Annotated in this window: 27 protein-coding genes; 21 read left to right on the top strand and 6 right to left on the bottom strand. The window is 67.2% G+C overall.

Annotated elements, in window-relative coordinates:
* The first annotated feature begins 11 nt into the window (after positions 1 to 11).
* The 6 genes from AB6806_RS07310 to AB6806_RS07285 all read left to right on the top strand — a co-directional run bounded on the left by AB6806_RS07310 (position 12) and on the right by AB6806_RS07285 (position 6616).
* Positions 12 to 1598 (top strand): ABC transporter substrate-binding protein, encoded by a 1587-nt coding sequence (locus tag AB6806_RS07310; protein ID WP_370954363.1) that lies wholly within the window; start codon positions 12 to 14, stop codon positions 1596 to 1598.
* A 133-nt stretch (positions 1599 to 1731) separates the two neighbouring features.
* Positions 1732 to 2745 (top strand): ABC transporter permease, encoded by a 1014-nt coding sequence (locus AB6806_RS07305; RefSeq protein WP_038358984.1) that lies wholly within the window; start codon positions 1732 to 1734, stop codon positions 2743 to 2745.
* A 14-nt stretch (positions 2746 to 2759) separates the two neighbouring features.
* Positions 2760 to 3683, top strand: a complete 924-nt coding sequence (locus AB6806_RS07300; protein WP_370954362.1) for an ABC transporter permease — start codon at positions 2760 to 2762, stop codon at positions 3681 to 3683.
* Position 3684: 1 nt separating this feature from the next.
* Positions 3685 to 5394 (top strand): dipeptide ABC transporter ATP-binding protein, encoded by a 1710-nt coding sequence (locus AB6806_RS07295; protein WP_370954361.1) that lies wholly within the window; start codon positions 3685 to 3687, stop codon positions 5392 to 5394.
* Positions 5395 to 5448: 54 nt separating this feature from the next.
* On the top strand, positions 5449 to 5829 hold the full coding sequence (gene hpxZ / locus AB6806_RS07290; protein ID WP_038358979.1) for an oxalurate catabolism protein HpxZ: 381 nt from the start codon (positions 5449 to 5451) through the stop codon (positions 5827 to 5829).
* A 97-nt stretch (positions 5830 to 5926) separates the two neighbouring features.
* A complete protein-coding gene (locus AB6806_RS07285; protein WP_038358977.1) occupies positions 5927 to 6616 on the top strand; it encodes a GntR family transcriptional regulator in 690 nt (229 codons plus the stop codon).
* On the opposite strand, the gene atzF is transcribed toward AB6806_RS07285, so the two are convergent.
* Complete coding sequence (gene atzF / locus AB6806_RS07280) at positions 6598 to 8421, bottom strand: allophanate hydrolase (protein WP_370954360.1); 1824 nt, start codon at positions 8419 to 8421, stop codon at positions 6598 to 6600. The two genes, AB6806_RS07285 and atzF, sit on opposite strands and share 19 nt — an antisense overlap.
* A 275-nt stretch (positions 8422 to 8696) precedes the next feature.
* On the opposite strand from atzF, the gene AB6806_RS07275 reads away from it, so the two are divergent.
* From AB6806_RS07275 to AB6806_RS07225, 11 genes are all read left to right on the top strand, one after another.
* Entirely contained in the window at positions 8697 to 9383 is a 687-nt protein-coding gene (locus AB6806_RS07275) for a cysteine hydrolase family protein (protein ID WP_370954359.1), read from the top strand.
* Positions 9384 to 9412: 29 nt separating this feature from the next.
* Complete coding sequence (locus tag AB6806_RS07270) at positions 9413 to 9556, top strand: hypothetical protein (protein WP_370954662.1); 144 nt, start codon at positions 9413 to 9415, stop codon at positions 9554 to 9556.
* Positions 9553 to 9777: a DUF4089 domain-containing protein gene (locus tag AB6806_RS07265; protein ID WP_038358969.1), complete on the top strand. Its 225-nt coding sequence runs from the start codon at positions 9553 to 9555 to the stop codon at positions 9775 to 9777. The genes AB6806_RS07270 and AB6806_RS07265 overlap by 4 nt, the downstream gene beginning before the upstream one ends.
* Positions 9774 to 11174 (top strand): AtzE family amidohydrolase, encoded by a 1401-nt coding sequence (locus AB6806_RS07260; RefSeq protein WP_370954358.1) that lies wholly within the window; start codon positions 9774 to 9776, stop codon positions 11172 to 11174. The genes AB6806_RS07265 and AB6806_RS07260 overlap by 4 nt, the downstream gene beginning before the upstream one ends.
* 330 nt (positions 11175 to 11504) lie before the next feature.
* Positions 11505 to 12404, top strand: coding sequence for a DnaJ C-terminal domain-containing protein (locus AB6806_RS07255; protein WP_038358965.1), 900 nt, complete (start codon positions 11505 to 11507; stop codon positions 12402 to 12404).
* On the top strand, positions 12404 to 12682 hold the full coding sequence (locus tag AB6806_RS07250) for a chaperone modulator CbpM (protein ID WP_370954357.1): 279 nt from the start codon (positions 12404 to 12406) through the stop codon (positions 12680 to 12682). The genes AB6806_RS07255 and AB6806_RS07250 overlap by 1 nt, the downstream gene beginning before the upstream one ends.
* Positions 12683 to 12841: 159 nt before the next feature.
* A complete protein-coding gene (locus tag AB6806_RS07245; protein ID WP_038358963.1) occupies positions 12842 to 13096 on the top strand; it encodes a DUF2171 domain-containing protein in 255 nt (84 codons plus the stop codon).
* Between the two features lie 61 nt (positions 13097 to 13157).
* Positions 13158 to 13352 (top strand): hypothetical protein, encoded by a 195-nt coding sequence (locus AB6806_RS07240; protein WP_112762656.1) that lies wholly within the window; start codon positions 13158 to 13160, stop codon positions 13350 to 13352.
* A gap of 155 nt (positions 13353 to 13507) precedes the next feature.
* A complete protein-coding gene (locus tag AB6806_RS07235) occupies positions 13508 to 14569 on the top strand; it encodes a Dyp-type peroxidase (protein ID WP_370954356.1) in 1062 nt (353 codons plus the stop codon).
* The gene (locus AB6806_RS07230) at positions 14562 to 15368 is read left to right on the top strand and encodes a family 1 encapsulin nanocompartment shell protein (protein ID WP_142021768.1); all 807 of its coding nucleotides are present in this window, start codon (positions 14562 to 14564) and stop codon (positions 15366 to 15368) included. The genes AB6806_RS07235 and AB6806_RS07230 overlap by 8 nt, the downstream gene beginning before the upstream one ends.
* A complete protein-coding gene (locus tag AB6806_RS07225) occupies positions 15365 to 16645 on the top strand; it encodes an NAD(P)/FAD-dependent oxidoreductase (protein ID WP_370954355.1) in 1281 nt (426 codons plus the stop codon). The genes AB6806_RS07230 and AB6806_RS07225 overlap by 4 nt, the downstream gene beginning before the upstream one ends.
* A 54-nt stretch (positions 16646 to 16699) precedes the next feature.
* Here AB6806_RS07225 and AB6806_RS07220 read toward each other — a convergent pair whose 3' ends face one another.
* The 4 genes from AB6806_RS07220 to AB6806_RS07205 all read right to left on the bottom strand — a co-directional run bounded on the left by AB6806_RS07220 (position 16700) and on the right by AB6806_RS07205 (position 20976).
* Positions 16700 to 18001, bottom strand: a complete 1302-nt coding sequence (locus AB6806_RS07220) for an FtsX-like permease family protein (protein WP_370954354.1) — start codon at positions 17999 to 18001, stop codon at positions 16700 to 16702.
* On the bottom strand, positions 18001 to 18711 hold the full coding sequence (locus tag AB6806_RS07215; protein ID WP_370954353.1) for an ABC transporter ATP-binding protein: 711 nt from the start codon (positions 18709 to 18711) through the stop codon (positions 18001 to 18003). The genes AB6806_RS07220 and AB6806_RS07215 overlap by 1 nt, the downstream gene beginning before the upstream one ends.
* Positions 18689 to 19156 carry a hypothetical protein gene (locus AB6806_RS07210; RefSeq protein WP_370954352.1) on the bottom strand — a complete coding sequence of 156 codons (468 nt, stop codon included), beginning with the start codon at positions 19154 to 19156 and terminating at the stop codon, positions 18689 to 18691. The genes AB6806_RS07215 and AB6806_RS07210 overlap by 23 nt, the downstream gene beginning before the upstream one ends.
* A 74-nt stretch (positions 19157 to 19230) precedes the next feature.
* The gene (locus AB6806_RS07205) at positions 19231 to 20976 is read right to left on the bottom strand and encodes an alkaline phosphatase (RefSeq protein WP_142021773.1); all 1746 of its coding nucleotides are present in this window, start codon (positions 20974 to 20976) and stop codon (positions 19231 to 19233) included.
* Positions 20977 to 21257: 281 nt separating this feature from the next.
* On the opposite strand from AB6806_RS07205, the gene AB6806_RS07200 reads away from it, so the two are divergent.
* Positions 21258 to 22478, top strand: coding sequence for an MFS transporter (locus tag AB6806_RS07200; protein WP_142021774.1), 1221 nt, complete (start codon positions 21258 to 21260; stop codon positions 22476 to 22478).
* Between the two features lie 116 nt (positions 22479 to 22594).
* Here AB6806_RS07200 and AB6806_RS07195 read toward each other — a convergent pair whose 3' ends face one another.
* A complete protein-coding gene (locus AB6806_RS07195) occupies positions 22595 to 23341 on the bottom strand; it encodes a superoxide dismutase (protein ID WP_142021775.1) in 747 nt (248 codons plus the stop codon).
* 275 nt (positions 23342 to 23616) lie between these two features.
* Between AB6806_RS07195 and AB6806_RS07190 the strand changes: the two genes are divergently transcribed.
* The 3 genes from AB6806_RS07190 (at position 23617) to AB6806_RS07180 (ending at position 26038) form a co-directional block, all read left to right on the top strand.
* Positions 23617 to 25119 (top strand): methyl-accepting chemotaxis protein, encoded by a 1503-nt coding sequence (locus AB6806_RS07190; protein WP_142021776.1) that lies wholly within the window; start codon positions 23617 to 23619, stop codon positions 25117 to 25119.
* Between the two features lie 54 nt (positions 25120 to 25173).
* Positions 25174 to 25641 (top strand): response regulator, encoded by a 468-nt coding sequence (locus AB6806_RS07185; RefSeq protein ID WP_038358947.1) that lies wholly within the window; start codon positions 25174 to 25176, stop codon positions 25639 to 25641.
* 82 nt (positions 25642 to 25723) lie between these two features.
* The gene (locus AB6806_RS07180) at positions 25724 to 26038 is read left to right on the top strand and encodes an STAS domain-containing protein (protein ID WP_038358944.1); all 315 of its coding nucleotides are present in this window, start codon (positions 25724 to 25726) and stop codon (positions 26036 to 26038) included.
* Positions 26039 to 26042: the final 4 nt, after the last annotated feature.

Below are 26042 nucleotides of genomic sequence, written 5' to 3'. Positions count from 1 at the left end.
GTTTCCGAGTGATGATCACACGCCGCACCGCTATCGCTGCAGGTCTCGCGGCGCCATTCGTGGCGCGAAGCCAGGCACGAGCCCAGGCCGTGGGCCGGGCCGAAACCCTGCTGCTGGTTCAGGAGTACGGGCCGAACAGTCTCGACATGCAGGGCATCGGCTCCTCGCAGCCCGTCAATGGCGTCGCGTTGAATTGCTATGACCGCCTGCTGCGCTTCAAGCCGGTGCCGATCCCCGGCGGCGGCGGGAACACCATCTCGATGGGCGAACTCGAAGGCGAATTGGCCGAGAGCTGGCAGGTTGCCTCCGACGGCATGAGCTGCACCTTCAAGCTGCGCGACGCCACCTTCCATTCCGGCCGCAAGGTCACGGCGACCGACGTCAAATGGTCGCTCGACCGTGCCTGCACGATCGGCGGCTTCGCCACGACGCAGATGAATGCCGGCTCGCTGGAAAAACCCGAGCAGTTCGTCGTCGTCGATGAGAAGACGTTTCGCGTCGATTTCATCCGCAAGGACAAGATGACGCTGCCCAACCTCGCGGTCACGATCCCCTTCGTCTTCGACTCCGAGCTCGCCATCAAGAATGGCGGTGGCGACCCCCATGCCAAGGAATGGCTGAAGAACAACATCGCCGGCTCCGGCGCCTACAAGGTCGAGAGCTGGAAGCCCGGTGTCGAGACCATCTACGTCCGCAATGACGACTGGAAATGCGGAAAGCTGCCGCAGCTGCGCCGCATCATCGCGCGCGACATCGCCTCGCCCTCGACCCGCCGGGCCCTGATGGAGCGCGGCGACGCGGATGTCTCGTACGGTTTGCCGCCGAAGGACTTCAAGGACCTGCTCGATGCCGGCAAGGTCAATGTCGTCGGCGTTCCGATCCCCAACGGCGTCTGGGGGTGCTATCTCAACACGCAGGTCGGCCCGTTCAAGGACGTGCGTCTGCGCCAGGCCGTGGCCTGGGTGATGCCCTATGAGAAGATCCTCCAGGCCTCGCTGTTCGGCCGTGGCGTTTCGATGGCGGGCGGGACTGATCCCAAGGTCGCCTGGCCGCAGCCCTTCCCCTACACCTCCGACGTTGCCAAGGCGAAGGCCCTGGTCGATGCGGCCGGCGGCCCGTTCTCGACGACGCTGTATTTCGACGCCGGCAACGCGACCGTTGCCGAGCCGATGGCGGTGCTGATCAAGGAAGCGCTCGCCGGCATCGGCATCACCGTCGAGATCAACAAGGTTCCGGGCGCGAACTTCCGCACCGAGATCGCCAAGAAGACCAATCCGATGGTGCTGAACCGCTTCGCCGGCTGGCTCGACTATCCCGATTACTATCTGTTCTGGACGATGCACGGCAACAACTCGATCTTCAACATCGCCGCCTACCAGAATCCGGCGCTGGACAAGCTCGTCGATGCCGCGCGCTTCGCGCCCGACAAGGCCTCCTACGACGCCAACGTCATCGACTTCATCAAGCTGGTGGAAAACGAGGTGCCGATGGTGCCGATCAACCAGCCGACCCATGACGTCGCGCTGCAGAAGGCGATTGGCGGCTACCAGTTCCAGCCCTGCCGCGAGCCGGACTTCCGCTACCTGACCAAGGGGTGAGGCGGCACCGTCGCGCCGCGATGCATGATGCTCGGGCGCAGACCCGAGCATCTCCCGCCCAGGATTCTCGGGCCTGCGCTTCGCTCCGCCCGATGATGAGGACGAGGCCGAACGCCACGAAGGAGGCTCTCCCATGCTGCGCATGATCGGCCAGCGTCTGATGACGACGATCCCCTCGGTCATCGGCGTGATCATCGTCACCTTCCTGCTGACGCGGGTGCTGCCGGGCGACACCGCGGCCTATTTCGCAGGCCCTGCCGCATCGCCGCAGGCGATCATCGAGATCCGCTCCAAGCTTGGGCTCGACCAGCCGCTGCCCGTGCAGTTCGTGTCCTATGTCACGGCGCTGGTGAAGGGCGATCTCGGGACCTCGCTGACCACCGGCCAGCCGGTGACGGCCGACCTCGCCGCGCGCCTGCCAGCCTCCGCCGAACTGACGCTGGCCGGGCTGCTGCTCGCCATGGCGGTCGCCTTGCCGCTGGGCATCCTGGCGGCTGTGAAGCAGGGCTCCTGGATCGACCATCTCTGCCGCGTCGTGGCGACCGCGGGCGTCTCGCTGCCGGTGTTCTTCACCGGGCTCCTGCTCGTCTATGTCTTCTATTTTCTACTTGGCTGGTCACCGGCGCCGCTTGGGCGGCTCGACGTCTTCGCCTCCGAGCCGCCGCGCGTGACCGGCCTGCTCCTGATCGACACGTTGTTAGCGCGGGATTTCGAGACCTTCCGGGGCGCTTTCGCTCAGCTGATCCTGCCGGCGGTGACACTCGCCATCTTCTCGCTGGCACCGATCACCCGCATGACGCGGGCCTCGATGCTGGCCGTGCTCGGCGCCGATTTCGTGCGCACCGCCCGCGCCAGCGGCCTGACGAACCGCAAGGTCATCGGCACTTATGCTTTCCGCAACGCCATGCTGCCGGTGGTGACGACGCTCGGCATGGTGTTCTCCTTCCTGCTCGGCGCCAATGTGCTGGTCGAGAAGGTCTTCGCCTGGCCCGGCGTCGGTTCCTATGCGGTCGAGGCGCTGATCGCGTCGGACTACGCACCGATCCAGGGCTTCGTCCTGACCATGGCGATTCTCTACGTCGCCCTGAACCTGATGATCGACGTGCTCTACGGCGTCATCGATCCCCGTGTCAGGCTGGAGGGTTGAAGAGCGTGAACGACATGGCCAAAGTCGAGCCGGCGCCCGCCCAGGCAATCCCTGCCGAACCCGCTACGACGCTGCGCTTCGAGGCGCCGCCTTCCACCAGCCTGTGGGCGCATGCGCGCCATATCGTCGCCGAGAACCCGGTGACGGGGCTCGCCTTCGGGCTGTTCGCGCTGATCCTGCTGGCGGCAATCTTCGGCCCCTCGATCGTTCCCTACGATCCGCTCGCGAGCAACACCAACGCCGCCCTGCAGGCGCCGAGCCGGGCGCACTGGTTCGGCACGGACCAGCTTGGCCGCGACATCTTCAGCCGCGTGGTGGCGGCGACACGGCTCGACTTCTCGATCGCGATCTTCTCGGTGGCGCTGGTCTTCCTGATGGGCGGGCTTGCCGGCGTCATGGCCGGGTTCTACGGCGGCTGGATCGACAAGGTCGTCGGCCGCGTCGCCGACACCATCATGGCCTTCCCGCTTTTCGTGCTGGCGATGGGCATCGTGGCGGCGCTGGGCAACTCGGTCGGCAACATCGTGCTGGCGACCGCGATCATCAATTTCCCGCTCTATGCCCGCGTCGCGCGTGCCGAGGCGAATGTGCGCCGCGATGCCGGCTTCGTGCAGGCGGCGCGACTGTCGGGCAATTCCGACTGGCGGCTGCTCCTCACCCAGATCGTGCCCAACATCATGCCGATCATGGCGGTGCAGATGTCGCTGACCATGGGCTATGCGATCCTGAATGCGGCAGGCCTCTCCTTCATCGGGCTCGGCGTGCGGCCGCCGACGCCGGAATGGGGGATCATGGTGGCCGAGGGCGCGAGCTTCATCGTCTCCGGAGAGTGGTGGATCGCCTTCTTCCCCGGTCTCGCCCTGATGATCGCCGTGTTCTGCTTCAACCTGCTCGGCGACGGCGTGCGCGATCTCGTCGACCCCCAGCGGAGGAACTGACATGACGGCAGTCCCTCTGCTCGAGATCAGGAACCTCACCGTCGAATTCGCCACCCGGCGCGGAGCGGTGCAAGCGGTCAAGTCGATCGATATCAGCGTCGCCAAAGGCGAGACCGTGGCGATCGTCGGCGAGTCCGGCTCGGGCAAATCAGTGACGTCCTATGCCGTGGTGCGCATTCTCGATCGCGCCGGCCGCGTCGCCGAAGGCACGATCTCGTTCTCGGGCGTTGATCTCGTCGCGGCCGACGAGGCCCAGATGCGCGATCTGCGCGGGCGCGAGATCTCGATGATCTTCCAGAACCCGCGCGCAGCGCTCAACCCGATCCGCAAGGTCGGCAAGCAGATCGAGGACGTGCTGCTGCAGCATGTCCAGGCGACGCGTGCGACGGCCAAGGAGAAGGCTGTCGAGGCGCTGACCAAGGTCAAGATCGCCCGCCCCGAGGAGCGCTACGACGCCTATCCGTTCGAGCTGTCGGGCGGCATGTGCCAGCGTGTCGTGATCGCGCTCGCGTTGGCCTGCCAGCCGCAATTGCTGATCGCCGACGAGCCGACGACGGGCCTCGACGTCACCACGCAGAAGGCGGTGATGGACCTCATCGTCGAGCTGACCCGCGAGCGCGGCATGTCGACGATCCTGATCACGCATGATCTCGGCCTCGCCGCCGCCTATTGCGACAAGGTCGTCGTGATGGAAAAGGGCAAGGTGGTCGAGACCGCGCTGGCCAGCGAGATCTTCCGCAACCCGCAGCATCCCTACACCCGCAGGTTGATGCAGGCGACGCCGCGACTGGGCACGAGCCTCGCAGACTTGCTGCTCGACGCGCCGCAAATTGTGCCCGCCGAAGCCAGGACAGCCGTGACTGAGCCGAAACCGGCGGCCGAGGCTGGTCCCCTGATGCAGGTCGATAATCTGGTCAAGGAATATCCGCGGGCCGCGACCGGTGCGCTGCTCGCCAAGCTGATGGGCAAGGCCGAGCCGGAAAAGCCGGCCTTCCGCGCCGTCGATGGCATCAGCTTCAGTATCGCCAGGGGCGAGACGCTGGGGCTCGTCGGCGAATCCGGCTGCGGCAAATCGACGACCTCGATGATGGTCACGCGCCTGATCGACCCCAGCGGCGGCAAGATCGTCTTCGACGGTATCGATATCGGTGCGATTCCCGCCAAGCAGTTCGCCGCGTCGCCGTATCGCCGGCGCATCCAGATGGTGTTCCAGGACCCGACCGACAGCCTCAATCCGCGCTTCACCGCCGAGCGCGCCATCGCCGATCCGATCATGCGGATGGGTGCGGTCAAGGGACGCGATGCCCTGCGTGCGCGCTGCGAGGATCTGGCGAGGCTCGTCGGCCTGCCGGTCGAACTGATCGACCGCTTTCCTCACCAGCTTTCCGGCGGGCAGAAGGCGCGCGTCGGCATTGCGCGCGCGATCGCGCTCGACCCGGATCTGGTTGTTCTCGACGAGCCCACGGCCGCGCTCGACGTGTCCGTCCAGGCGGTGGTGCTGAATCTCCTCGAAGAGCTCAAGGGACGGCTCGGCATGAGCTATCTCTTCGTCTCGCACGATCTCAACGTGGTGCGGCTGCTCTGCGACCGGGTGATCGTGATGAAGACGGGTTCGATCGTCGAAGAAGGCACGGCGGAGGAGGTGCTCGGCGATCCCAAGGCGGAGTATACGAGGGAGTTGCTGACCGCGATTCCGCACCCGCCGCTATAAGCGCGTCCTGCCCGCGATCGCCATCGCGGGATAGTTCTCTGGAGATGCCTGCAGATGAAGATCAACGACCCTGCCGTGCTGGCCGAGGTGGAAGCCGCCTTCGCAGCCTATGAGGCCGCGCTTACCGGCAACGACGTCGCAACGCTGGATGCGATCTTCCGCAAGGCGCCCGAGACCTTGCGCTACGGTGTCGCCGAGAACCTCTACGGCCATGACGAGATCGCTGCCTTCCGCTCGGCGCGCTCGCCGGTCGGGCTCGAACGGACGCTGGAACGCACCGTCATCACGACTTATGGCGACACGGCGGCCACGGCGAACACCATGTTCCGGCGCGACAGCATGGTCGGCAAGGTCGGTCGGCAGAGCCAGACCTGGGTCAAGTTCGCGGAAGGCTGGCGCGTCGTCAGCGCCCATGTCAGCATCATCCCCGAATGAACGGCAGGCGGCGGCGCATTCTTCATGACGCCGTGACCGGCATCGCTCTGCCTGCTATGCAGGCATCGGCGATCCCACCTGCCTTCCGATCCTGATCATGCCGCCGCGCCCTGCCGCCACTTTGGCGATATCCAAACCTGCAGCGCCACCGCGGACGCGGACCGAAGCACTTCGTCTGCAGATCGCCGACGAGATTGTGTCGGGCGCGCTCGAACCGGGAACGCCCCTCGACGAGCAGGAGCTTGCGGCGCGGTTCGGCGTCTCGCGTACTCCGGTGCGCGAAGCGATACGCCAGCTCTCGGCCTCGGGTCTCGTCAGCGTCCGGCCGCATCGCGGCGCGGTCGTGGCCTTGCCCACTCCGACGCAGCTCGACGACATGTTCGAGGCGATGGCCGAGCTTGAGGCGCTCTGTGCGGGACTCGCCGCCCGCAACATGACCGTGCCCGAACGGCGCGGCCTGGAGGAGTTGCATCAGGTGCTGCGCGCGCTCGTCCATGAAGGCGATCCCTTGCGCTATCATGAGACCAACGAGGCTTTTCACGCCGCGATCTACTCGGGCTCGCACAATGGCTACCTTGCCGAACTCACCCTGATGACGCGCGCCCGGGTCGCGCCGTTTCGCAGGGCGCAGTTCCGGGCGGCCGGGCGCCTGGGAGGCTCCTATCAGGAGCACGACCTGATCGTGCAGGCGATTCTGCGGGGCGACCAGTCCGGTGCGGCAGAGGCGATGCGCGCCCATATCGGCATCGTGCGCGACGCTTTCAGGACCTATGCGGGAGCGTCCTGAGGCTTGGTCTGCGCCCCGACGAAAGCCCGCCAGCCGCCGAACTCGGTCACATCGCGCGCAGCCTCGGTCGCGATCTGTTCGCAGAGGAATCCCTTGACCAGCGTGCCGTCGGCCAGCGCCAGCGTGCCGATGCCCAGCGGGGAGGGGATGCCTGCGACGAAGCGACCAAAGCCGTCGGCAGGCAGCGCCCAGACCTCGAGCGCGATGGCTGCCCCGCCTTCGCGGACGCGGATCAGGCCCGGCCGCGCCGGCGGGCCGCCGGGTAAGGCGAAGAGCCGGTAGTCCGCCGTCGTGGTGGTCGCGCGCAGGAATGTCGCGCCAAGCCCGGTCAGCTCGCCATTGAGCGGCATGCTCGACAGATGCGCACCGACGACCGCAATCTCAATCGTGCCCTGTGGAGCGGCCATCGGAAGATCCGCAAGCGGCGGCATCGGCGCGTCCAAGGCCCCGAGCGTCAAGCCCGAGGCGTGGTGGAAGGCGCGGCCGAACGTGGCCAGCGCCGCATCGCGGCCGGACGGCGTGATGAGGGTGACGCCCGCCGCAGTGCCATCCTTCGCTAGGCTCACCGGCACGGCGAGCGCGCACATGTCGAGCAGGTTGACGAAATTGGTGTAGCGGCCGAGCAGCGAGTTCCTGCCGATCGGGTCGGCGGCCATCTCCGCGAGAGTGACCGGTCGCGGCGCCGTCGGCACCATCATCGCGTCGATACCCTTCAGCGCGGCCCTGGCGGCGAGTGCAAGCTCGGCCAGCCGGTATTGCGCCGCGAAGGTCTCGGCCGCATCGGGCAATGGCTTGCCGGCAATCACCTGCCTGATGACGGGCAGGATCGCTTCGGGGTCACGCATCAACAGCTCGCGGATCGCGAGGAAGCGTTCGGCCACCCAGGGGCCGTCGTAAAGCAGACGGGCCGTCTCGTAGAATGGCGTCATATCGAGGGGGACGATCGTCGCGCCCAAGGCCTGCGCACGCTCGACCGCCAGCGCGAAGCTGGCGGCTGCCGTCGCATCGCCGTCGAAATCGAGATCGGCGGATCGCGGGACGGCAATCTTCTGATGCGGCGGCAATGCGCCGGATTGCCCAAGCGCGACAGGCCGGGAGAACGGGTCGGTGGCATCGGCGCCCGAGATCACCTCCAGAACCGCCGTCGCGTCGTCGACCGTCAGAGCGAACACCGAGACGCAGTCGAGCGTGCGGCAGGCCGGTACGACGCCCGTCGTCGAAACCAGGCCGAGGCTCGGCTTGAGCCCGACGAGGTTCTGGAGGCCGGCCGGCACGCGCCCGGAGCCGGCGGTGTCGGTGCCCAGCGCAATCGGGACGATGCCGGAAGCGACCGCGCTGGCGGAGCCGGAGCTGGAACCGCCGGGCACCAGATCGACCCGCAGCGCATTGCGCGGCGTGCCATGGGGCGAGCGCGTGCCGTTCAGCCCGGTGGCGAACTGGTCGAGATTGGTCTTGCCGATCACGATGGCGCCGGCGGCCCTCAGCCGGGCGACTGCGGCGGCATCCTGCGTCGGTGTGTAGGCGAAGGCCGGGCAGGCGGCAGTGGTCGGCAGGCCAGCGACGTCGATATTGTCCTTGACGGCGACCGGCACGCCCCAGAGCGCACGGCCGCGCGACCCCTCCGCCTGCAGCCGCTCGGCCTCGGCGAGCGCCTCGGCCTCGGGCCGGAGCGCGATGAACATCGCCGGATCGTCGACCGCGCGCAACCGGGTATAGCTCGCGGCGATGGTCTCCGCGAGGTCGCGGCTCCCGTCGAGATGGGCGGAGAGGATGTCGCTCAGAGTCCGCACGGGCAGGCTTTCCATTTGAGGGGATGGGTTGACTGGTTAAAAATTGATCATTCTTTGCATCATTGCATGCAAGGATTATGCAATGAGTCTCCGCTTGGCAGGGCTGTCCGCCGCAGGTTCTGCGGGCGGCCATGATCTTCGGGATCGCAGGTTTTCTTTCCAGATCAGCATGATGAAGCGGTCCGTCCGCCGCCGTTGCTCCTTCCGATGGTGGCCGCGCGTTGCGAGCCGGAGCAGGCACAGCCCTTGCAAAGCCCGTTCCGTTCGCTTTGCTCGGGGAACGCCGCTTGATGCCAGCCGTCGAGATTGCCGCGAAGCCGAGTGCTCTGCCTGTCGACTTCGCTCGCACGGCCCTGGTCATCATCGACATGCAGCGCGATTTCCTGGAGCCGGGCGGCTTCGGCGCGGTGCTGGGCAACGACGTGTCGCTGCTCGCCAAGGCGGTCGCGCCCTGCCGCCGAATTTTGGAGGGCGCGCGCGCCGCCAGCCTGCTGGTGATCCACACCCGCGAGGGGCACAGGCCCGATCTCTCGGACGCGCCGCCGGCCAAGGTGCAGCGCGGACCGGTGGAGAAGCGCATCGGTGCCGACGGGCCGATGGGGCGCATCTTGATCCGCGGCGAGGCCGGGCACGACATCGTGCCGGCACTGGCGCCGCTGCCCGGCGAACCCGTGCTCGACAAGCCTGGCAAGGGCGCCTTCTACCAGACCGATCTCGACCTGATCCTGCGCAACCGCGGCATCGAGACGCTGCTGGTCTGTGGCGTCACCACCGAGGTCTGCGTTCATACGACGGTGCGCGAGGCGAACGACCGGGGCTATCGCTGCCTCGTTCTGGGCGATGCCTGCGCCTCGTATTTCCCCGAGTTCCACGAGGTGGGCCTGCGCATGATCACGGCCCAGGGCGGCATCTTCGGCTGGGTCTCGACGACCGGAGAGGTGCTGACGGCGCTCGCCCGGACGGTGAAGGCGGCGTGAACCACGGCTGAAAAACGGGGACCGGAGATATGATGGCGGCGACTGCGACGACAGGCTCTTCACCGAAGCTCTGGACGCCGGGCGACTGGAACGCCCTGTTCGGCTTCGGCCCCCATATCCTCGTCAACCTGCTGACCACCGAGCCGCATGGCAAGCTGGAGCCCGCCGAATGAACGACGCCAAGCCGGCCTTCGATGCGGCGCGCCATTGCGATGCGATGGCGCCCGCGCTCGGTCTGACGATCACCGAGGATCAGCGCCCGGCGGTGCTGCAATTCCTGACCATCGCCGAGGCCATGGCCGCGATCGTCTTCCGCGCTCCGCTCGACGAGGCGGCCTTCGAACCGGCCGGCGTGTTCCGCGCCGGGCGTTCCGGCGGCGGAGAACCCGCGTGAGTTTCGACGCCTTCGCTCCGGCCCATCGTATCGCCACCGATATCCGAGAGGGCGCGATCAGCGCGAAGGAGGTCGTCGGCGGCTTTCTCCAGCGCATCCACGAGCTCAACCCGGCTCTCAACGCCTTTACCGACGTCACAGCCGAGCGCGCCCTCGCGCAGGCTTCAGCCATCGACGCCCGCCGCGTCGCGGGCAAAACGCTCGGGCCGCTCGCCGGCGTGCCTTTCGCTGCCAAGAACCTGTTCGACATCACGGGTCTGCCGACCCGGGCCGGCTCGAAGATCAACCGCGCACGCTTGCCCTCTGAACGCGATGCGGTGCTGATCGAGCGCCTGACCCAGGCCGACGCGATCCTGCTCGGCGGTCTCAACATGGGCGAATACGCCTATGATTTCACCGGCGAGAACGCCCATGACGGTCCCTGCCGCAACCCTCACGATCTCGCTCGCATGGCGGGGGGATCTTCATCAGGCTCGGGTGCTGCGACGGCCGCGGGGTTGGCGCCCATCTCGCTCGGCTCCGACACCAATGGCTCGATCCGCGTGCCGAGCTCGTTCTGTGGCGTCTTTGGACTGAAGCCGACCTATGGCCGGTTGCCGCGCACGCGCAGCTTTCCATTCTGCGACTCGCTCGACCATCTCGGCCCTTTCGCCCGCGACGTGACCGACCTCGCGATGGCCTATGACCTGATGCAAGGCCACGACGCGCATGATCCGGCCTGTGCGGTCCGGACGATCGAGCCAACGCTGCCGACGCTGAAGGACGGCGTCTCCGGCCTGCGCATCGCGATCGCCGGAGGGTATTTCGCGACGGATGCGATGCCGGAAGCGCAGGCCGCCGTCACCGCGGTCGCCCGGGCGCTCGGCGCAATGCGCGTGATCGATGTCGCCGGAGCGGGCATCGCGCGTGCGGCCGCTTTCCTGATCACGAATGGCGAGAGTTCGGCCTTCCATCTCCAGCGGCTGCAGCAGCGCGCCGATGATTTCGACCCCGAGACGCGCGACCGCTTCCTGGCCGGCGCGCTGCAGCCGACGGCCTGGTATCTCCAGGCGCAGCGGGCGCGGCGCTGGTTCCACGACGAGATGATGCGGCTGTTCGAGACCGTCGACCTGATCATCGCGCCGGCGACCCCTTGCACCGCGCCGGAACTCGGCCAGAAGACCATGGTGCTGCAGGGCAACACGGTGCCGCTCAGGCCCAATATCGGATTGTTCACGCAACCGATCTCCTGCGTCGGGCTGCCGGTGGCGGCCGTGCCCGTCTTCGGGGGCTTATTGCCGATCGGCGTTCAGCTCATCGCGGCGCCCTGGCGCGAGGATATTTGCCTGCGCGCAGCCTATGCCGTCGCCCGCACCCAGGTCGCTTCCGCCCAGCCTCCGCGGCTGGACCATGACTGAATCGCCTGCGCAAGGGATGATCTGACGGCAGCGGATTTTGCAACGGGTGCTTTTGGGCTGCGAAGTCCTGATTGGGGCGCCTCCGGGTTGAGGCGCGACGCGTCAATGGCCGCCCATGACGAGGCCTTGGCCCCCCATCCGGCAGAACAGGCTTTGAAACCGCGCCCTTCCGTGCAGAAATTGCGCTCGCGCCCGGATCGTCGCGCGTCCTGCCGGACGCGATAACGGTGGTCCATGTATCTGTTATCGCATCGGATTCTTTCGAGACGTGGATTCCGGTTCTCGGTCCGATGCGATAGCGCTGTCGACGAGATGTTTGCGGAGTAGCCCGTGAGAAATCCTTACGAGGTTCTGGGTGTCGCCCCGACGGCTTCGGCCGCCGAGATTCAGAGCGCCTATCGCAAGCTGGCGAAAAAGCTGCACCCGGACCTCAACCCCGGCGACAAGGCGGCGGAGGATAAGTTCAAGGAGGTGGCGAGTGCGAACGACCTGCTGAGCGACGCCGACAAGCGCAAGCGCTTCGACGCGGGCGAGATCGACGCCTCCGGGGCGGAACGGCCGCAGCAGCACTTCTACCGGGATTTCGCGACCTCGGACCAGGGCAATCCTTATGCCGATGCGTCGGGCTTCGCCGATTTCATCGACGAGGACGATGCCTTCGCCGAGCTTCTGCGGCGCAGCCAGCGGGCGCGGGCGAACCGCCGCGGGCAGGATCTGCACTACCATCTGGCCGTCGACTTTGCGGACTCGATCACCGGCGCGACCAAGCGGCTGAATCTGCCGGATGGCAGCACGATCGACGTGACGATCCCGCCGGGTCTCGTCGACGGCCAGACGCTGCGGCTCAAGGGCAAGGGCGCGCCCGGCACTGGCAAGGGCGGGCCGGGCGACGCCCTGATCGAGGTCGAGGTCAGGCCTGATCGGCGCTTCACCCGCGAGGGTGACGACATCACGCTGGAGCTGCCGATCTCGCTGACGGAGGCGGTTCTCGGTGGGCAGGTGCGGGTGCCGACGCCGACGGGCGACGTGACGATGTCGGTGCCGAAGGGCTCGAATACCGGGACGAAGCTGCGCCTGCGCGGCAAGGGCGCGCCACGGCGCGGCGGCGGCCAGGGCGACCAGTTCGTCACGCTCAAGGTGGTCCTGCCGAAATCGCCGGGGCCGGAACTGGAGGCGTTCGTGTCGAGCTGGAAGGACAGGGATTACGATCCGCGCGAGGCGAGGGCGTGATGAGGATGACCAAGCAGGAGTTCCTGACCTCCTCGGGGCTGCAGGTTCAGGTGCTGGAGTTCTGGCTGGAGCAGCGCTGGCTCCTCCCGGAGGAGGCCGAGGCCGGGATGTTCTTCAGCGAGACCGACGTGGCGCGCGCGCAGTTCATCCGGCAGCTCAAGGACGATCTCGGCGCCAATGATGCGGGCATCGACGTGATCCTGCATCTCGTCGACCAGGTCCATGGCTTGCGGCGCGTCCTTGTCGAGCTGCGCGAGGGCATGAAGGGGCAGGACTAGCCGGATGGCAGGCACCGACCCGTGCCAGGCGGAGCGGGCGCCGAAAGCTGGCGGCCGGGATGGAACAGAGCTGCAGGACGGGCGGTTATGGCCCTTGTCCGTCGTGGCGTGCCGATTGGCCTGAGCGGGGACAGACTTCAACCCAGAAGGACGCTCGAGATGAACGACAAGGTCAGGGAGAACATGGATGTCATCGGCGCGGACGGCGTCCATGTCGGGACGGTCGATCGCGTCGAGGCGCAACGCATCAAGCTCAAGAAGAGCGATGCTTACGGCCGGCATGAGGGCCACCATCACTATATCGAGCTCGGTTTCGTTGCCGGTGTCGAAGGCAACAAGGTCCGCCTCTCCGCCAATGCGGATATCGCCGTGACGCTCGAAGAAGAAGCGACGGGAAAACCGGTCGATCTGTGACGGGCGCCGGCCGCGACCGCAAGCCGGCTGCGGCCGCTGCATTTTGGGAGGATCGGGAGCGATGCAGCAATACGACCTCTACATCAATGCCGGGAAGCCCGCGATCGGCCTCTATGTCGCCAGCGGCGCGAAACTTCCGGATTTCGCCGATCCGAAGGAATGGATCTTCGACGGAACTGCCGCCGCGGACCTGCTCCCGCCGAGCGTGATCGAGGGCGTGGCCAGCGCCGGCCATGCTTTCCGCGACATGGATTGAGACCTGCCGGGAGCGACGCGACCCCGACCTTCCGCGCCAGGGCAAGGTCGGCACGCTGCCGACGCTCTTCCCATAAGCGCCGCTCCGCGCAATCATCGGCAAGACCATCCGGGCGACCGGGGTTGTTTCGCGTAAGATTGTCGAGCGGGTCTTCCATGGATTTGAGCGTGCCATCCGTGATCTCGCAGCCGGTCGTGGCGGCCCTGACGCGTTCCGCGATGTTCCTGGTGGTGACGATCAATCCCGGCAGCGGGCCGGAGGTGACAGTGCGGGGGCTGTGCGCCAATCTTTCCGCGCTGCTGCGGGCCGTCGGCTTCCGGGACCTCGAGGGCAACCTGTCCTGCGTCATGGCCTTCGGCTCGCAGGCCTGGGACCGGCTGTTCGACGGGCCAAGGCCGAAGGAGCTGCATCCTTTCCGGGAAATCCGCGGCGTGCATCACGCCGTCTCGACACCCGGCGACATCCTGTTCCACATCCGCGCGACCAAGCGGATGGATCTGTGCTTCGAGCTGGCGCGACAGATCATGCTCCGGCTCGACGGCGCGGTCACGGCGATCGACGAGGTCCATGGCTTCAACTATTTCGACGATCGCGACCTGATCGGCTTCGTCGACGGCACCGAGAACCCGGCCGGGCCGGACGCGCTCAAGGCTGCCATCATCGGCGACGAGGACGCCGATTTCGCCGGCGGCAGCTATGTCATCGTGCAGAAATACCTGCATGACCTGGCAGGCTGGGAGAAGGTACCGGTCGAGCAGCAGGAGAACATCGTCGGCCGCTACAAGCTCTCCGACATCGAGCAGGCCGACGCGGTCAAGAAGCCCTATGCCCACAACGTCCTGACCAGCATCACCGAGGATGGCGAGCCGGTCGACATCCTCCGAGACAACATGCCCTTCGGCAAAGTCGGAACGGCCGAGTTCGGCACCTATTTCATCGGCTACTGCCGCACGCCGCGCCGGATCGAGCGCATGCTGGAGAACATGTTCATCGGGTCGCCGCCGGGCAATTACGACCGGCTGCTCGATTTCAGCCGCGCGGTCACCGGCTCGCTGTTCTTCGTGCCGACGGCGAGCTTTCTCGATGCCGTCACGGCGGAGAAGCCCGAGGCCGAACTGACCGCTCCCGAACCGGTTCCGGCGCCCGCTCCATCCAGACCATCCGGCGACGGTTCGCTCGGCATCGGCTCCCTGAAGGAAGAGGCAGGCCATGAATAATCTGCACCGGGACCTCGCGCCCATCTCCGATGCCGCCTGGGCGGAGATCGAGGACGAGGCCTCGCGCACGCTGAAGCGCTATCTGGCGGCGCGGCGCGTCGTCGACGTGGACGGGCCGAAGGGGACGGCTTACGCCGCCGTCGGGACCGGGCATACGCGCCCGATCGAGGCGCCGGGCGAGGGCATCCGCTCCCTGCTGCGCGAGGCGCAGCCGCTGGTCGAACTGCGCGTTCCCTTCACGCTGACGCGACAGGCGATCGACGATGTCGAGCGCGGCTCGGAGGATTCCGACTGGCAGCCGCTGAAGGATGCGGCCAGGACGATCGCTTTCGCCGAGGACCGTGCCGTCTTCGAAGGCTATGCTGCGGCCGGGATCGGCGGCATCCGCGCCGGCAGCAGCAATGCCGCGGTACCGCTGCCGGCCGATCTCGACGACTATCCGGAGGCGGTCGCCAGGGCGCTGAGCGACCTCAAGCTTGCCGGCTGCAACGGTCCCTATGCACTGGTGCTCGGCGGCGAGGCCTATCGGGCGGCGAGCGGCGGCAACGAGGAGGGCTACCCGATCTTCCACCATCTCGAGCGCATCGTCGATGGCGGGGTGATCTGGGCACCGGCGATCGAGGGCGGTTTCCTGCTCACCACCCGCGGCGGCGATTTCGCGCTCGACATCGGCCAGGACCTCTCGATCGGCTATCTCAGCCACTCCGCGACCACGGTCGAGCTTTATCTCCAGGAGAGCTTCACCTTCCGCATGCTCACCTCGGAGGCCGCCGTCGCGCTTGCGCCGGCCCAGCGATGACAGCCGCCGCGGACCATCATGTCGTCATCGTCGGGGCCGGCTTCGGGGGCCTCGAAGCAGCACGCCATCTTGCGCCAACCGGCCTGCGCATCACGGTGATCGACCGGCGCAATCACCATCTCTTCCAGCCGCTGCTCTATCAGGTCGCGACGGCCTCGCTGCCGACCTCCGAGATCGCCTGGCCCGCCCGCTCGCTGCTGCGCCGATACAAGAACGTCACCACGCTGCTGGGCACCGTCGTCGGGATCGACAAGGCCGGGAAGACGGTGCTGCTGGAGGGCGAGCAGCCCATCGCCTTCGATACGCTGATCGTCGCAACGGGCGCCCGCCACGCCTATTTCGGCCGCGACGAATGGGAGCCCTACGCGCCGGGCCTGAAGACGCTGGAGGATGCGACGCGAATCCGGCGGCGGATTCTGTCGGCCTTCGAGCAGGCCGAATGGGAGCCGGACGAGGCTGCCCGCGCGCCTTTCCTCACCTTCGCGATCATCGGCGCGGGGCCGACCGGGGTGGAGCTCGCCGGCACCATCGCGGAGCTGGCGCATGACACCTTGCGCGGCGATTTCCGCAATTTCGACACGCGCAGCGCCCGCGTCGTGCTGATCGAAGCCGGCCCGCGCATTCTGGCGGGCTTCACGCCCGATCTTTCGGCTTACGCGGAACGGGCGCTTGCGCGCCTCGGCGTCGAGATCAGGCTCGGTCATCCGGTCTCCCAATGCGGGCCGGACGGTGTCGAGCTCGGCGGCGAATTCCTCGCCGCCCGGACGATCCTCTGGGCGGCCGGCGTCGCAGCGTCGCCTGCGGCCGAGTGGCTCGGGGCGCCGGCGGACCGGGCAGGACGGGTGCGCGTCGAGCCCGATCTGTCCGTGCCGGGAGATCCGGCGATCTTCGTGATCGGCGACACGGCCGCCGTGGAAGGGGCGGATGGCAAGCCGGTTCCAGGCGTCGCTCCGGCCGCGAAACAGGAGGGCGGCTATGTCGCTGGCGTGATCAAGGCGCGGCTCGCCGGCAAGGCTCCGCCGCCGCCCTTCGCCTACAAGAACGCCGGGAACCTCGCCACGATCGGCAAACGGGCGGCGATCGTCGATTTCGGCTGGATCAAGCTCAGGGGCCGCCTGGCCTGGTGGATCTGGGGCGTCGCCCACATCTTCTTCCTGATCGGCCTGCGCAACCGCATCGCCGTGTCGCTCAACTGGCTGTGGATCTACTTTACCGGCCACCGCAGCGCCCGGCTCATCACGCAAGGCAATACGGGCACGCCGCGACAAACCGAGTGACGTGAGCGGCGGCTCTCGTGCCGGAAGCGAAGGTCATGCAGTCGCCGCGCAGCCTTATCCGCGCAGCCCCGCCACTACCGGCCGGCGATAGGAGAGCGCGGCGGGCAGAAGGGCGAACAAGCTGCCGATGACGGCGAGCCCGAGCGCCGGCAGAACTTCGCCGAGGCCGATGGCCGGCGAGAGCATAAGCCCCGTCCGCTGCGCGACGAAGCCAGAGAGGATTTGCGTCGCCAGCGCGCCGAGACCCAGGCCGAGCAGGCAGCCGAGCGCGATCAGCGCGACCATGCCGAGCCAGACGACGAGCATGACATAGGCGCGCGGCGCGCCGAGCGCCCTGAGCACGGCATAGCGTCGGCGGCGCAGCCCGGCGACGGCGAGCAGGAGCAGCAGCACGGAAGCGAGGATCAGCACCGTATTCAGCGCCGAGGCGATGACGAGGATGTCGCGGATGTCGCCGAGCGCGCCGTAAAGAGAGACCAGCACCTCGGCGGGAAAGAAGGCCATGGTGCCGCCCTGCCGATATTGCGCGCGCAGCTGATAGGCACCCGCGACGCTCTTGGGCTTGACGACGATCGCCGGTACGCCGGGAACGCGCTTGCCGTCGAAGGGCAGGCCGATCCGATCTTCCGCCTTCGCGGGACCGCTGCCGGCCACCGAGCCCTGTTTCCAGAATGGCGCGTCGCTCGCGGCTTCCTCGGAGGCATGGCCGTTGCCGAGGCCGTGGACCTCCCAGACGCTCTCGATCGGCACGAGGATGGCGCGGTTCCAGGGCGAGCCGAGGCGGGGCAGCCGGCCGACCACGGTGTAGCCATGGCCCTCATGCTTGTGGCCGTCCTCTTCTGCGTCGGCCTGACCGGGCGTGGCGGCGTGGCCGGCGACGCCGTGGGACGGTGTGATCGTGTCGCCGAGCCTGTAGAGAACGTCGGCGCCGAGCACGGCTTCGCCCTCGGCCGCGAAGAGGCGCCCCTCGCTCGGCGCGATCCGGCCCCAGCGACCGGCGAAGGCGGCCGTCGTTCCGACGATCGCATAGCCGCGGCTGACGTCGCCGAAGGCGATCGGCGCCACCTGCGCCACGCGCTCGTCCTTGAACAGCGTGTTGAGCAGGCGCCCATCGAGCAGCGGCAGCGCGTCCGGCTGCAGATAGACCGCCGACATCAGGAGCTGCGTCTGGCTGCCGGGCGCGCCGATGATCAGGTCGAAGTCATTGGCGGCGCTGGCCGAGCCATGGCGCAGGGCGCGTTCCTGCGCGCCGATGGCGACGCCGGTGGCGATCGCGAGCGCGATCAGCAGGACGATCGCCGGAGCGGTCCAGCGCAGCGCGCGCAGATCGGCCAGCATCATGGGGAAAGGGTTCATCAGGCGGCTTGGCGCTGTGCGGTTCGGGAGAGGTCGAGGCGCTGGCCGAAGCGCGCGAGCAGCGCCGGATCATGCGTGGCGCAGAGCAGCGTGGCGCCGCTCTCGGTGGCGGTTTCGAGCAGGAGGTCGGCGACCTCGGCGGCGTGGGCGGCATCGAGACTCGCTGTAGGCTCGTCGGCGAGGATCAGAGCCGGCCGGCTGAAAAGGGCGCGCGCGATGGCGACGCGCTGCTGCTCGCCGCGCGAAAGCAGGGCGGCGCGGCGGCGCGGATCGGGCAGGCCCATGCGGTGGGCGAGAGCGGCGGCGCGTTCCTTCTCGGTGCCGCTCAGCCGCCAGGCGGAGAAGCTCGCCGGCAGCGCGATGTTGGCAGCGATGTCGAGTTCAGGGATCAGGTGAAAATCCTGGAAGACGAAGCCGATGGTCTCACGGCGCCAGCGGTCGCGGCCGGATTCGGAAAGTTCGGAGACGGCGCGGTCGTGCCAGAGGATGCGGCCTCGGGAGGGGCGCAGGAGCCCGGCCACCAGATGCAGCAGCGAACTCTTGCCGCAGCCCGAAGGGCCGCTGACGCCGAAGCGGCTGCCCGGTTCGATGGCGAGCAGGGGGATATCGATCAGGCGGAAGGGCTGGCCGTCGGCGTCGCGATGGTCGAGCGCAAGGTTCTCCAGCGTCAGGCGCCCGGGGGCCGGTTCAGGCGAGGGTGAAGCCGGCATCCACGATCCTGATCTGGCTGACGAAGCCGGTCTCGGTGTCGGTGGCGGAGCCGATCTCGAGCCGGCCGGTGACCGCGACCTTGCGGCCGGCGCTGACCATCGGCGTCTCGGCCTTCATGAACACCACGACGATGTCGACCGGCCAGTCGGCATCCGACTGGCAGAAGGGGCAGATCGCCAGCGGTTCGCGCGTCAGCACGAAGAAATGGCTTTCAGCCTTCAGCGGCGGGGCCATGTAGCCGAGCATGCGCACGGCGTGGCCACGCAACGCCGTGACGCGATCGGAAAACTGGAAGCCCAGCACCCCGAAGGATTTGTAGAGCCCGTCGAAGGCGATCGCCTCGGCCTCCGTGGCGGCGTGGGCGGTCCCGCAAAGGCTTGCCGCCGCGAGGCGGAGCAGGGCTTCACGGCGGGAGAGCGTCGGGAGGGGGAGGATGCGCTGCATCGCGACCTCGTCTGACTAGGTGGTACGGCCCGCAGGACCGTACCACGTCGGTGTGCGGTCTTGCGCCTCGCGGCTTACTTGCCGCCGAGCGCCAGCGCTTCCGCCATCACGCGGAAGACGTAGGTGTTCGGCTTGTGGCCGCGGAATTTCTCCGCGCCCGGGCCCATCGCCGTCAGGATGACGTCGTCGGCGGAGTGCACGCCGCTATTGGCGTCGAAGGGCAGGTTGCCGGTCTTGCGAGCCGCGAGCGGGCCGGAGCAGTCCTTCTCGTTGGCGATGTTGGTCTTGCCGTCCGGACCCTTCACGGCCGGGACGCGCTCGCCGTCCATGGCGGGGCGGCCGGTGTCGCAGGTGTCGGGATAGGAGCCGTAGACCACCGCGAGGCGGCGCGAGGTGTCGACCTTGGTGGGATAGCCCTCGGCATCGACCGGGCCGTAGTTCGGCGGCACGGAGTCGGCGTAGACGCCGAGCTTGTCGCGCAGGAGCTGGCCCGGGCGGTCGTCGTCATAGGTGCCGATGATCGAGATCGGGTGGGCGTGGTCCGGCACGACGATGATCAGCGTGTCGTTACGGTCGCCGGCGAAGTCCTTGGCGACCTTGACGGCGTTGTCGAGCATGATCGTGTCGAAGACCGAACGCTCCCAGTCGAGCGAGTGGCTGTACTTGTCGATGCGGGCGGATTCGACCATCAGCAGGAAGCCTTCGGGATTGCCCTTCAGCATGTCGATGGCGGCCTTGGTCTGCTCGACGACATCGGGCTGATCCGGGAACTTGGAGAGCGTGCCCTTCTTGGCGAGGCGCAGATCGAAGGCGCCGTCGATATTGCCGGTGTTGTAGAGGCCGAGCAGCTTCTTGGTTCCGGCGGCGGCGGCCGCGTTCATCTCGGCCTTGGTGGTGGCGAGGGTGTAGCCGGCCTCCTTGAACTTCGCGATGAAGTCCTCGCCGTCGGTGCGCTTGGAGCCCGGCGTCGTCTTGGCGAGGAAATTGGGCGAACCGCCGCCCATGATCACGTCCGGCTTCACGTCGTAGAACATCTTGACGATGTCATTGTAGTCGGAGCGGCGACGGGTGTGCGCGACCATCGAGGCCGGGGTCGCGTCCTCGATCTCGGAATTGGTGACGACTCCCACGGCCATGCCGGTGCGACGCTTGGCCAGCTCGGCGATGGTCTCGACCTTGGGATGGTCGAGCGTCAACGCGTTCTTGGCGCAGTAGACGCCGAGCGCGTTGACGCAGGACTTGTGGCCGGTGGTGTAGGCATGGGCCGCATTGGCGCTGTCGGTCACGATGGAATCGGTGCCGGAGGTCGAGATCAGCGCCATGTTCGGCATGTCGTCCATCGCGAGCTCGCCATTGTAGCGGCCTTCTTCCCAGCCCTTCGCCAGGATGCGCGCGGCGGTGCGGTTGGCGACCGACATGCCGTCGCCAATGAAGAGGATGACGTTCCTGGCGCGGCGCGGCTGGGCGGTCGCGAAGACCTCCCACTTCACCGTGGACTTGCTGGTGCCCTGCGTCGCCTCGACCGTGTAGCTGCCGGCCGGGAGGCTGGCGCCGCGCAGCCACAGCGCCGAATGCTTCTGGCCTTCCTCGCTCTGGATGAAATTCGTCGGCCGGCCGAAGATTTCGGCGGCGGGCTTGCCGTTGATCGTCACATTGACGTCGGCGGAGGCCGGGGCGTTGGGGAACTCGACCTTGAAGTCGAAATGCGAACCTTCGAGGATCTCGGCGCGGTTGATCGGGTAGATGGTCTGGGCCGTCGCGGGCATGGCCGCGGCGAGCGCACCCGCCATCGTCATCATCAGCAATCGTTGCGCCTGCATAGGTATCTCCGCCATCGCGTCAGGTCAAAAAGGGCGAGCCGTGCTTAGGCAGCTCGAATGACAATACGATTACCGTTCGGAATACCGCTATTTTGTTATATTATTACGTTTCTTTATTGAGCTTCAACGAACCGATAGGATCAGGTCCGTGAGCAAGGCGCGTGCCGGGTGCATGGCCGCCACCCTCCCATCGGTGGGGCGCGCAAATTGTCGCAAGGGGGGCGATCGTCTACTAGGAACCGTAAGCCAGCTTCCTAACCTCAGAATCGTTCGATAACCCGATGACAGCCGCGGTCCAGGTTTCGACAGCACAGCGCGCCATGATGCCCGTGCTGATCGCTCTCAGCTTTACGCATCTGCTGAACGACATGATCCAGTCGCTGATTCCGGCGATCTATCCGATCATCAAGGATTCCTACCGGCTGGATTTCGGGCAGATCGGCCTGATCACGCTGACCTTCCAGGTCTCGGCCTCGCTGCTGCAGCCGGCGGTCGGGCTCTACACCGACAAGCATCCGATGCCCTATTCGATGGTGGTCGGCATGGGCTTCACGCTGTCGGGGCTGATCGGGCTGGCCTATGCCGGCAGCTACGGCTTCCTGCTGCTTTCGGCGGCCTGCGTCGGCATCGGCTCCTCGATCTTCCATCCCGAGGCGACCCGCATGGCGCGCAACGCCTCGGGCGGCCAGCACGGGCTGGCGCAGGGCATCTTCCAGCTCGGCGGCCAGACGGGCGGGGCGCTCGGGCCGCTGCTCGCGGCCTTCGTCATCGTGCCGCGCGGGCAGGGGAGCCTCGCCTGGTTCTCGGTCGCGGCGCTCGTCGCGATGATGCTGATGGTCTGGACCGCGGCGAGCTATGCAAGGCTCGACCGGGCGCGGCCGCCGAAGCCGGCGGGCGCGGCCAAGGCTGCCGCAGCGCGGCCGGGCAAAGGCTCGGTGGCTTTCGCGATCTTCATCCTGATCGTGCTGCTGTTCTCGAAGAACGCCTATTCGGCGAGCTTCAGCTCGTTCTACACGTTCTACCTGATGGGCAAGTTCGGCATCTCGATCCAGCATTCGCAGGAGATGTTGTTCCTGTTCCTGGCCTCCTCGGCAGTCGGTGCAGTGGGCGGCGGCATGCTCGGCGACCGCATCGGCCGCAACAAGATCATCTGGTTCTCGATCCTGGGCGCGCTCCCCTTCACGCTGATCCTGCCCTATGCCGATCTGTTCTGGACGGGCGTGCTGACGGTGATCATCAACATCATCATGTCGAGCGCCTTCGCGGCCATCCTGATCTATGCGCTGGAATTGCTGCCAGGGCGGGTCGGGCTCGTCGGCGGCTTCTTCTACGGGCTGTCCTTCGGCCTCGGCGGCCTTGCGGCGGCACTGCTGGGCGAGTTCGCCGACCATCTCGGCATCGAGATGGTCTACAAGCTGTGCTCCTTCATTCCGCTTGTGGGTCTGCTCGCCTGGTTCCTGCCCCGGATCAGCGAAGGCGGCGGGACGAAGGTGGGGCATTAGGCGCGCGCGGCACGCTCGCGCGCCGTCATGCTCGGGCTTGGCCCGAGCATCTTTGGCAGGAGATTCTCGGGTCTGCGCTTCGCTTCGCCCGAGAATGACGGCTTGGCAGCGGCCCGTCAGATCGCGAGCTTGCCCGCCTTGGCGGCGGCATAGCGCTCCTCGATCTTCGCCCAGTTCACCACGTTCCACCATGCCTTGAGGTAGTCGGCGCGGCGGTTCTGGTATTTCAGGTAATAGGCGTGCTCCCAGACGTCGTTGCCGAACAGCACCATCTGCTTGTCCATGACGGGGCTGTCCTGGTTGGGCCGCGGCAGCAGGCTCAGCTTGCCGGCCTTGTCGACGGTGACGAAGACCCAGCCTGAGCCGAAGACGCGCAGGCCTGCCGCCTCGAAATCGGCCTTGAACTTGTCGAAGCCGCCGAGGTCGCGCGTGATCGCGGCCGCGACCTCGCCGCCCGGCGCGCCGCCGGCATTCGGCCCGATCACCTCCCAGAACATCGTGTGGTTGGCATGGCCGCCGCCATTGTTGCGGACCAGCGTGCGCAGGCTCTCCGGCAATTGGTTGAGATCGGCTAGCAACTCGCCGACCGTGGCCTTGGCGATGACGCCATTGTCCTTCGCGGCGCCGTTCAGAGCCGCGACATAGGCTGCGTGGTGGCGGTTGTAGTGGATATCCATGGTCGCCGCGTCGATATGGGGTTCGAGGGCGTTGGCCTCGTAAGGGCGCTTCGGCAGCGAGAAGGGGCCGGCGGGAGCCGCCGGCGCGGCGGCTTGCGCCCAGACCTTCGGGGCGGAAGCGAAGAGAGCGGCACCGGCGCTCAGGGCGAACAGGCTGCGGCGCGAAAGCGTGATGGCTGCGGTCATGATGGCGTCTCTCCAGAAGGGTTGCGGTCGTGGGGACGTTGGGATTCCGATCCTCGTCGTGTCGGGCTGTTCTTGAGAGTGACGCGCGGGAACGGAAGGTGTTCCTGCGTCATCCGCCGTGCCCTTCCGCAGAGGCCGCATCGCCGCGGCGCGTGCATGCTGCCATCCTACAGGGCACTCGGCTAGCGGTATCGGCGGCGGGTGGGGGCCCTTAACCGCCAGTTTACCGCGTTTGGCTACGTTCCGGAAGGAATCCAGCCGGGAAGCGCGCCGTCATGCAGGCACAGGCTCTCAAGGTCGTAGCACTACCGCACGAGCCTGCGCCGGCGGCATCCGCGCCGGCCGCGATCCTGCCGGCCGGCGAGGCCGTGCCGGTCGAAACCGGCGCGGCGCGGGCCGTCCGCGAGATCGCGGAGCGCTTCGGCAAGCTCGGCGCCGAGATCACCGATGTCGCTGGGCGCATCGTCGATGTCAGCCGCCAGCTCGACGGGCAGACGAGCGGCCTGCGCCGTGTCGTCGGCGCGGTCGATCAGGTTTCGCATGCCAACAACGCGATCCAGCAGGCGGCGGAGGGCGCCCAGGCCGCGGCTTCCGCCGTGCGCAGCGGGCTCGAGCGCGTCACCGGCTCGGTCAAGCTCGGGCTGAACGCGGCCCAGACCGACATCGAGACGCTTTCGGACGAGGCGCAGTCGATGTCGCAGGCGCTGGCGCAGGCGGTGACCGACGCGCATAAGGCGCGCGCCTCCAGCGACGCGATCCAGGCGATCACCCGCGAGATCCAGTTGCTGGCGATCAATGCGGGTGTCGAGGCGGCGCGCAGCGGCGAGGCCGGCAGGGGCTTTGCGGTCATCGCGGCCGCGGTGAAGGCGCTGGCCGAGCAGACGCGCGAGGCAACCGCCGCGAGCGCCCGCCAGCTCGACATGCTGGTGCGCGCGGTCGATGGGCTGGCCCGGCGCAGCGAGGACAATGCGCAGACGGCACGGCGCGCCATCGACGGCAGCCGGACGATCTCGTCGCAGATTGGCGAGCTCGACAGCTTCGGCCGCTCCGTCGTCCAGCTCATCGGGGAGATCGAGGCGATTTCGCAGCCGACGCGGGAGAACGCGGCTGCCTGCACCAAGGCCGGACAGGACCTTGCCGGTCTGGTGGCGGGCGTCGACCGATCGACGGAGAATCTCGAGCGGGCGGCGCAGCGCACCGACGCTCTGGTGGCGATCAGCGAAGGCATCCTCGGCTCGATCGCGGCCTCGGGCGTGCGGACCGCGCAATCGGAGCTGATCGCGGCCGCCGTCGAGACGGCCGGCAGCATCGCGGCCCTGTTCGAGCAGGGGCTCGCACGCGGCGAGTTCGGCCTCGCCGATCTGTTCGATGAATCCTATACGCTGATACCGGGCTCGGACCCGCAGCAATACCTGACCCGTTTCGTCGCGCTGACGGACCGGTTGCTGCCGCCGCTGCAGGAGAAGCTCCTGGCGTCCAACGACCGCATCGTCTTCTGCGCGGCCGTTGATCGCAACGGCTTCCTGCCGACGCACAACCGCAAATATGCGCAACCCCAGGGCAGCGACCCGGTCTGGAACAACGCCAATTGCCGCAACCGCCGCATCTTCGACGATCGCACCGGGCTGGCGGCGGCGCGCAACCGCAAGCCGTTCCTGCTGCAGAGCTATCGGCGCGACATGGGCGGCGGCGAGTTCCTGGTGATGGAGGATCTGTCGGTGCCGATCATGGTGAAAGGCCGGCACTGGGGCGGTTTCCGCATCGGGTTGAAGGTCTAGCGCCGCCGCGATTCCGGCCAGTCGAGTTGAGTGAGCGAGTTCCGAGTCAGCGCCATGCACATCGCGCCATCCTTTCCAAACCTTTCCGTGCTGCTGATCGACGCCAGTCCGCATTACCGGCGGATCATCCGCACGATGCTGTATCAGGCGCAGCTTCACCGCATCTTCGAGGCCGCCGACCTGCCTTCGGCGGCGGCGATCTTCATCCAGAAGCAGCCGAACATCGTCATTCTCGACTGGGATCTGCCGGATAATGGCGGGCCGAAATGCCTGTCGGCGATCCGCTCGCAGAAGACCTCGCCCTTCGCCAAGGCACCCGTGCTGGTGATGATGGAGCGAGCCGACAAGCGCTCGGTCGTCCAGGCGGCGAAGCTCGGCGCGCATGAGATCATCATCAAGCCGATTTCGCCGAACAATCTATGGGTCCATCTTTCCGGCATCATCAACATACCGCGCAAATACCGGGAGACAGCTGGCGTGGTGACGCTGGTGCCGCGCGCCATCAGCAACAACATGTTCTGATGAACACACACCCTGCCGCTGAAATGCCCGAATGATTGACGCTGGCGGCGTGGTTTAGCGAAATTTTTACCAGTCCGGCGCGATGCTTGCGGGCATTATCCAGGGTCGCGCCTTCATGGTCATCACCGTTTCGCTCCCGCCCTTCCTCGGACGCTCCGAGGCGGCTGCCTTTCGCAACCAGCTCCTGGTGGCGCTTGAGCAGAACGAAAGCGTCTCCGTCGAATGCGCCGGAGCCGGCCCGCTGCCGAGTCTCTGGATCCAGCTCCTCCATTCCGCTGCCGTCAGCGCCGTCGCGCGAGGGCTTTCGGTGACGCTCAAGGCGGCTTCCTCCGAATGCCGCGAATCCTTGCGGGCGATCGGCTTCGATGCCGCTCGAAGCCCCCTCGTTCTGGAGTGACAGG

Origin of the sequence: Allobosea sp. RCC_152_1, from assembly GCF_041360765.1 — a bacterium.
GTDB lineage: Bacteria > Pseudomonadota > Alphaproteobacteria > Rhizobiales > Beijerinckiaceae > Allobosea > Allobosea spartocytisi.
The sequence above is the reverse complement of the archived record's forward strand: the minus strand, read 5'-3'. Positions and strand labels throughout refer to the sequence as shown.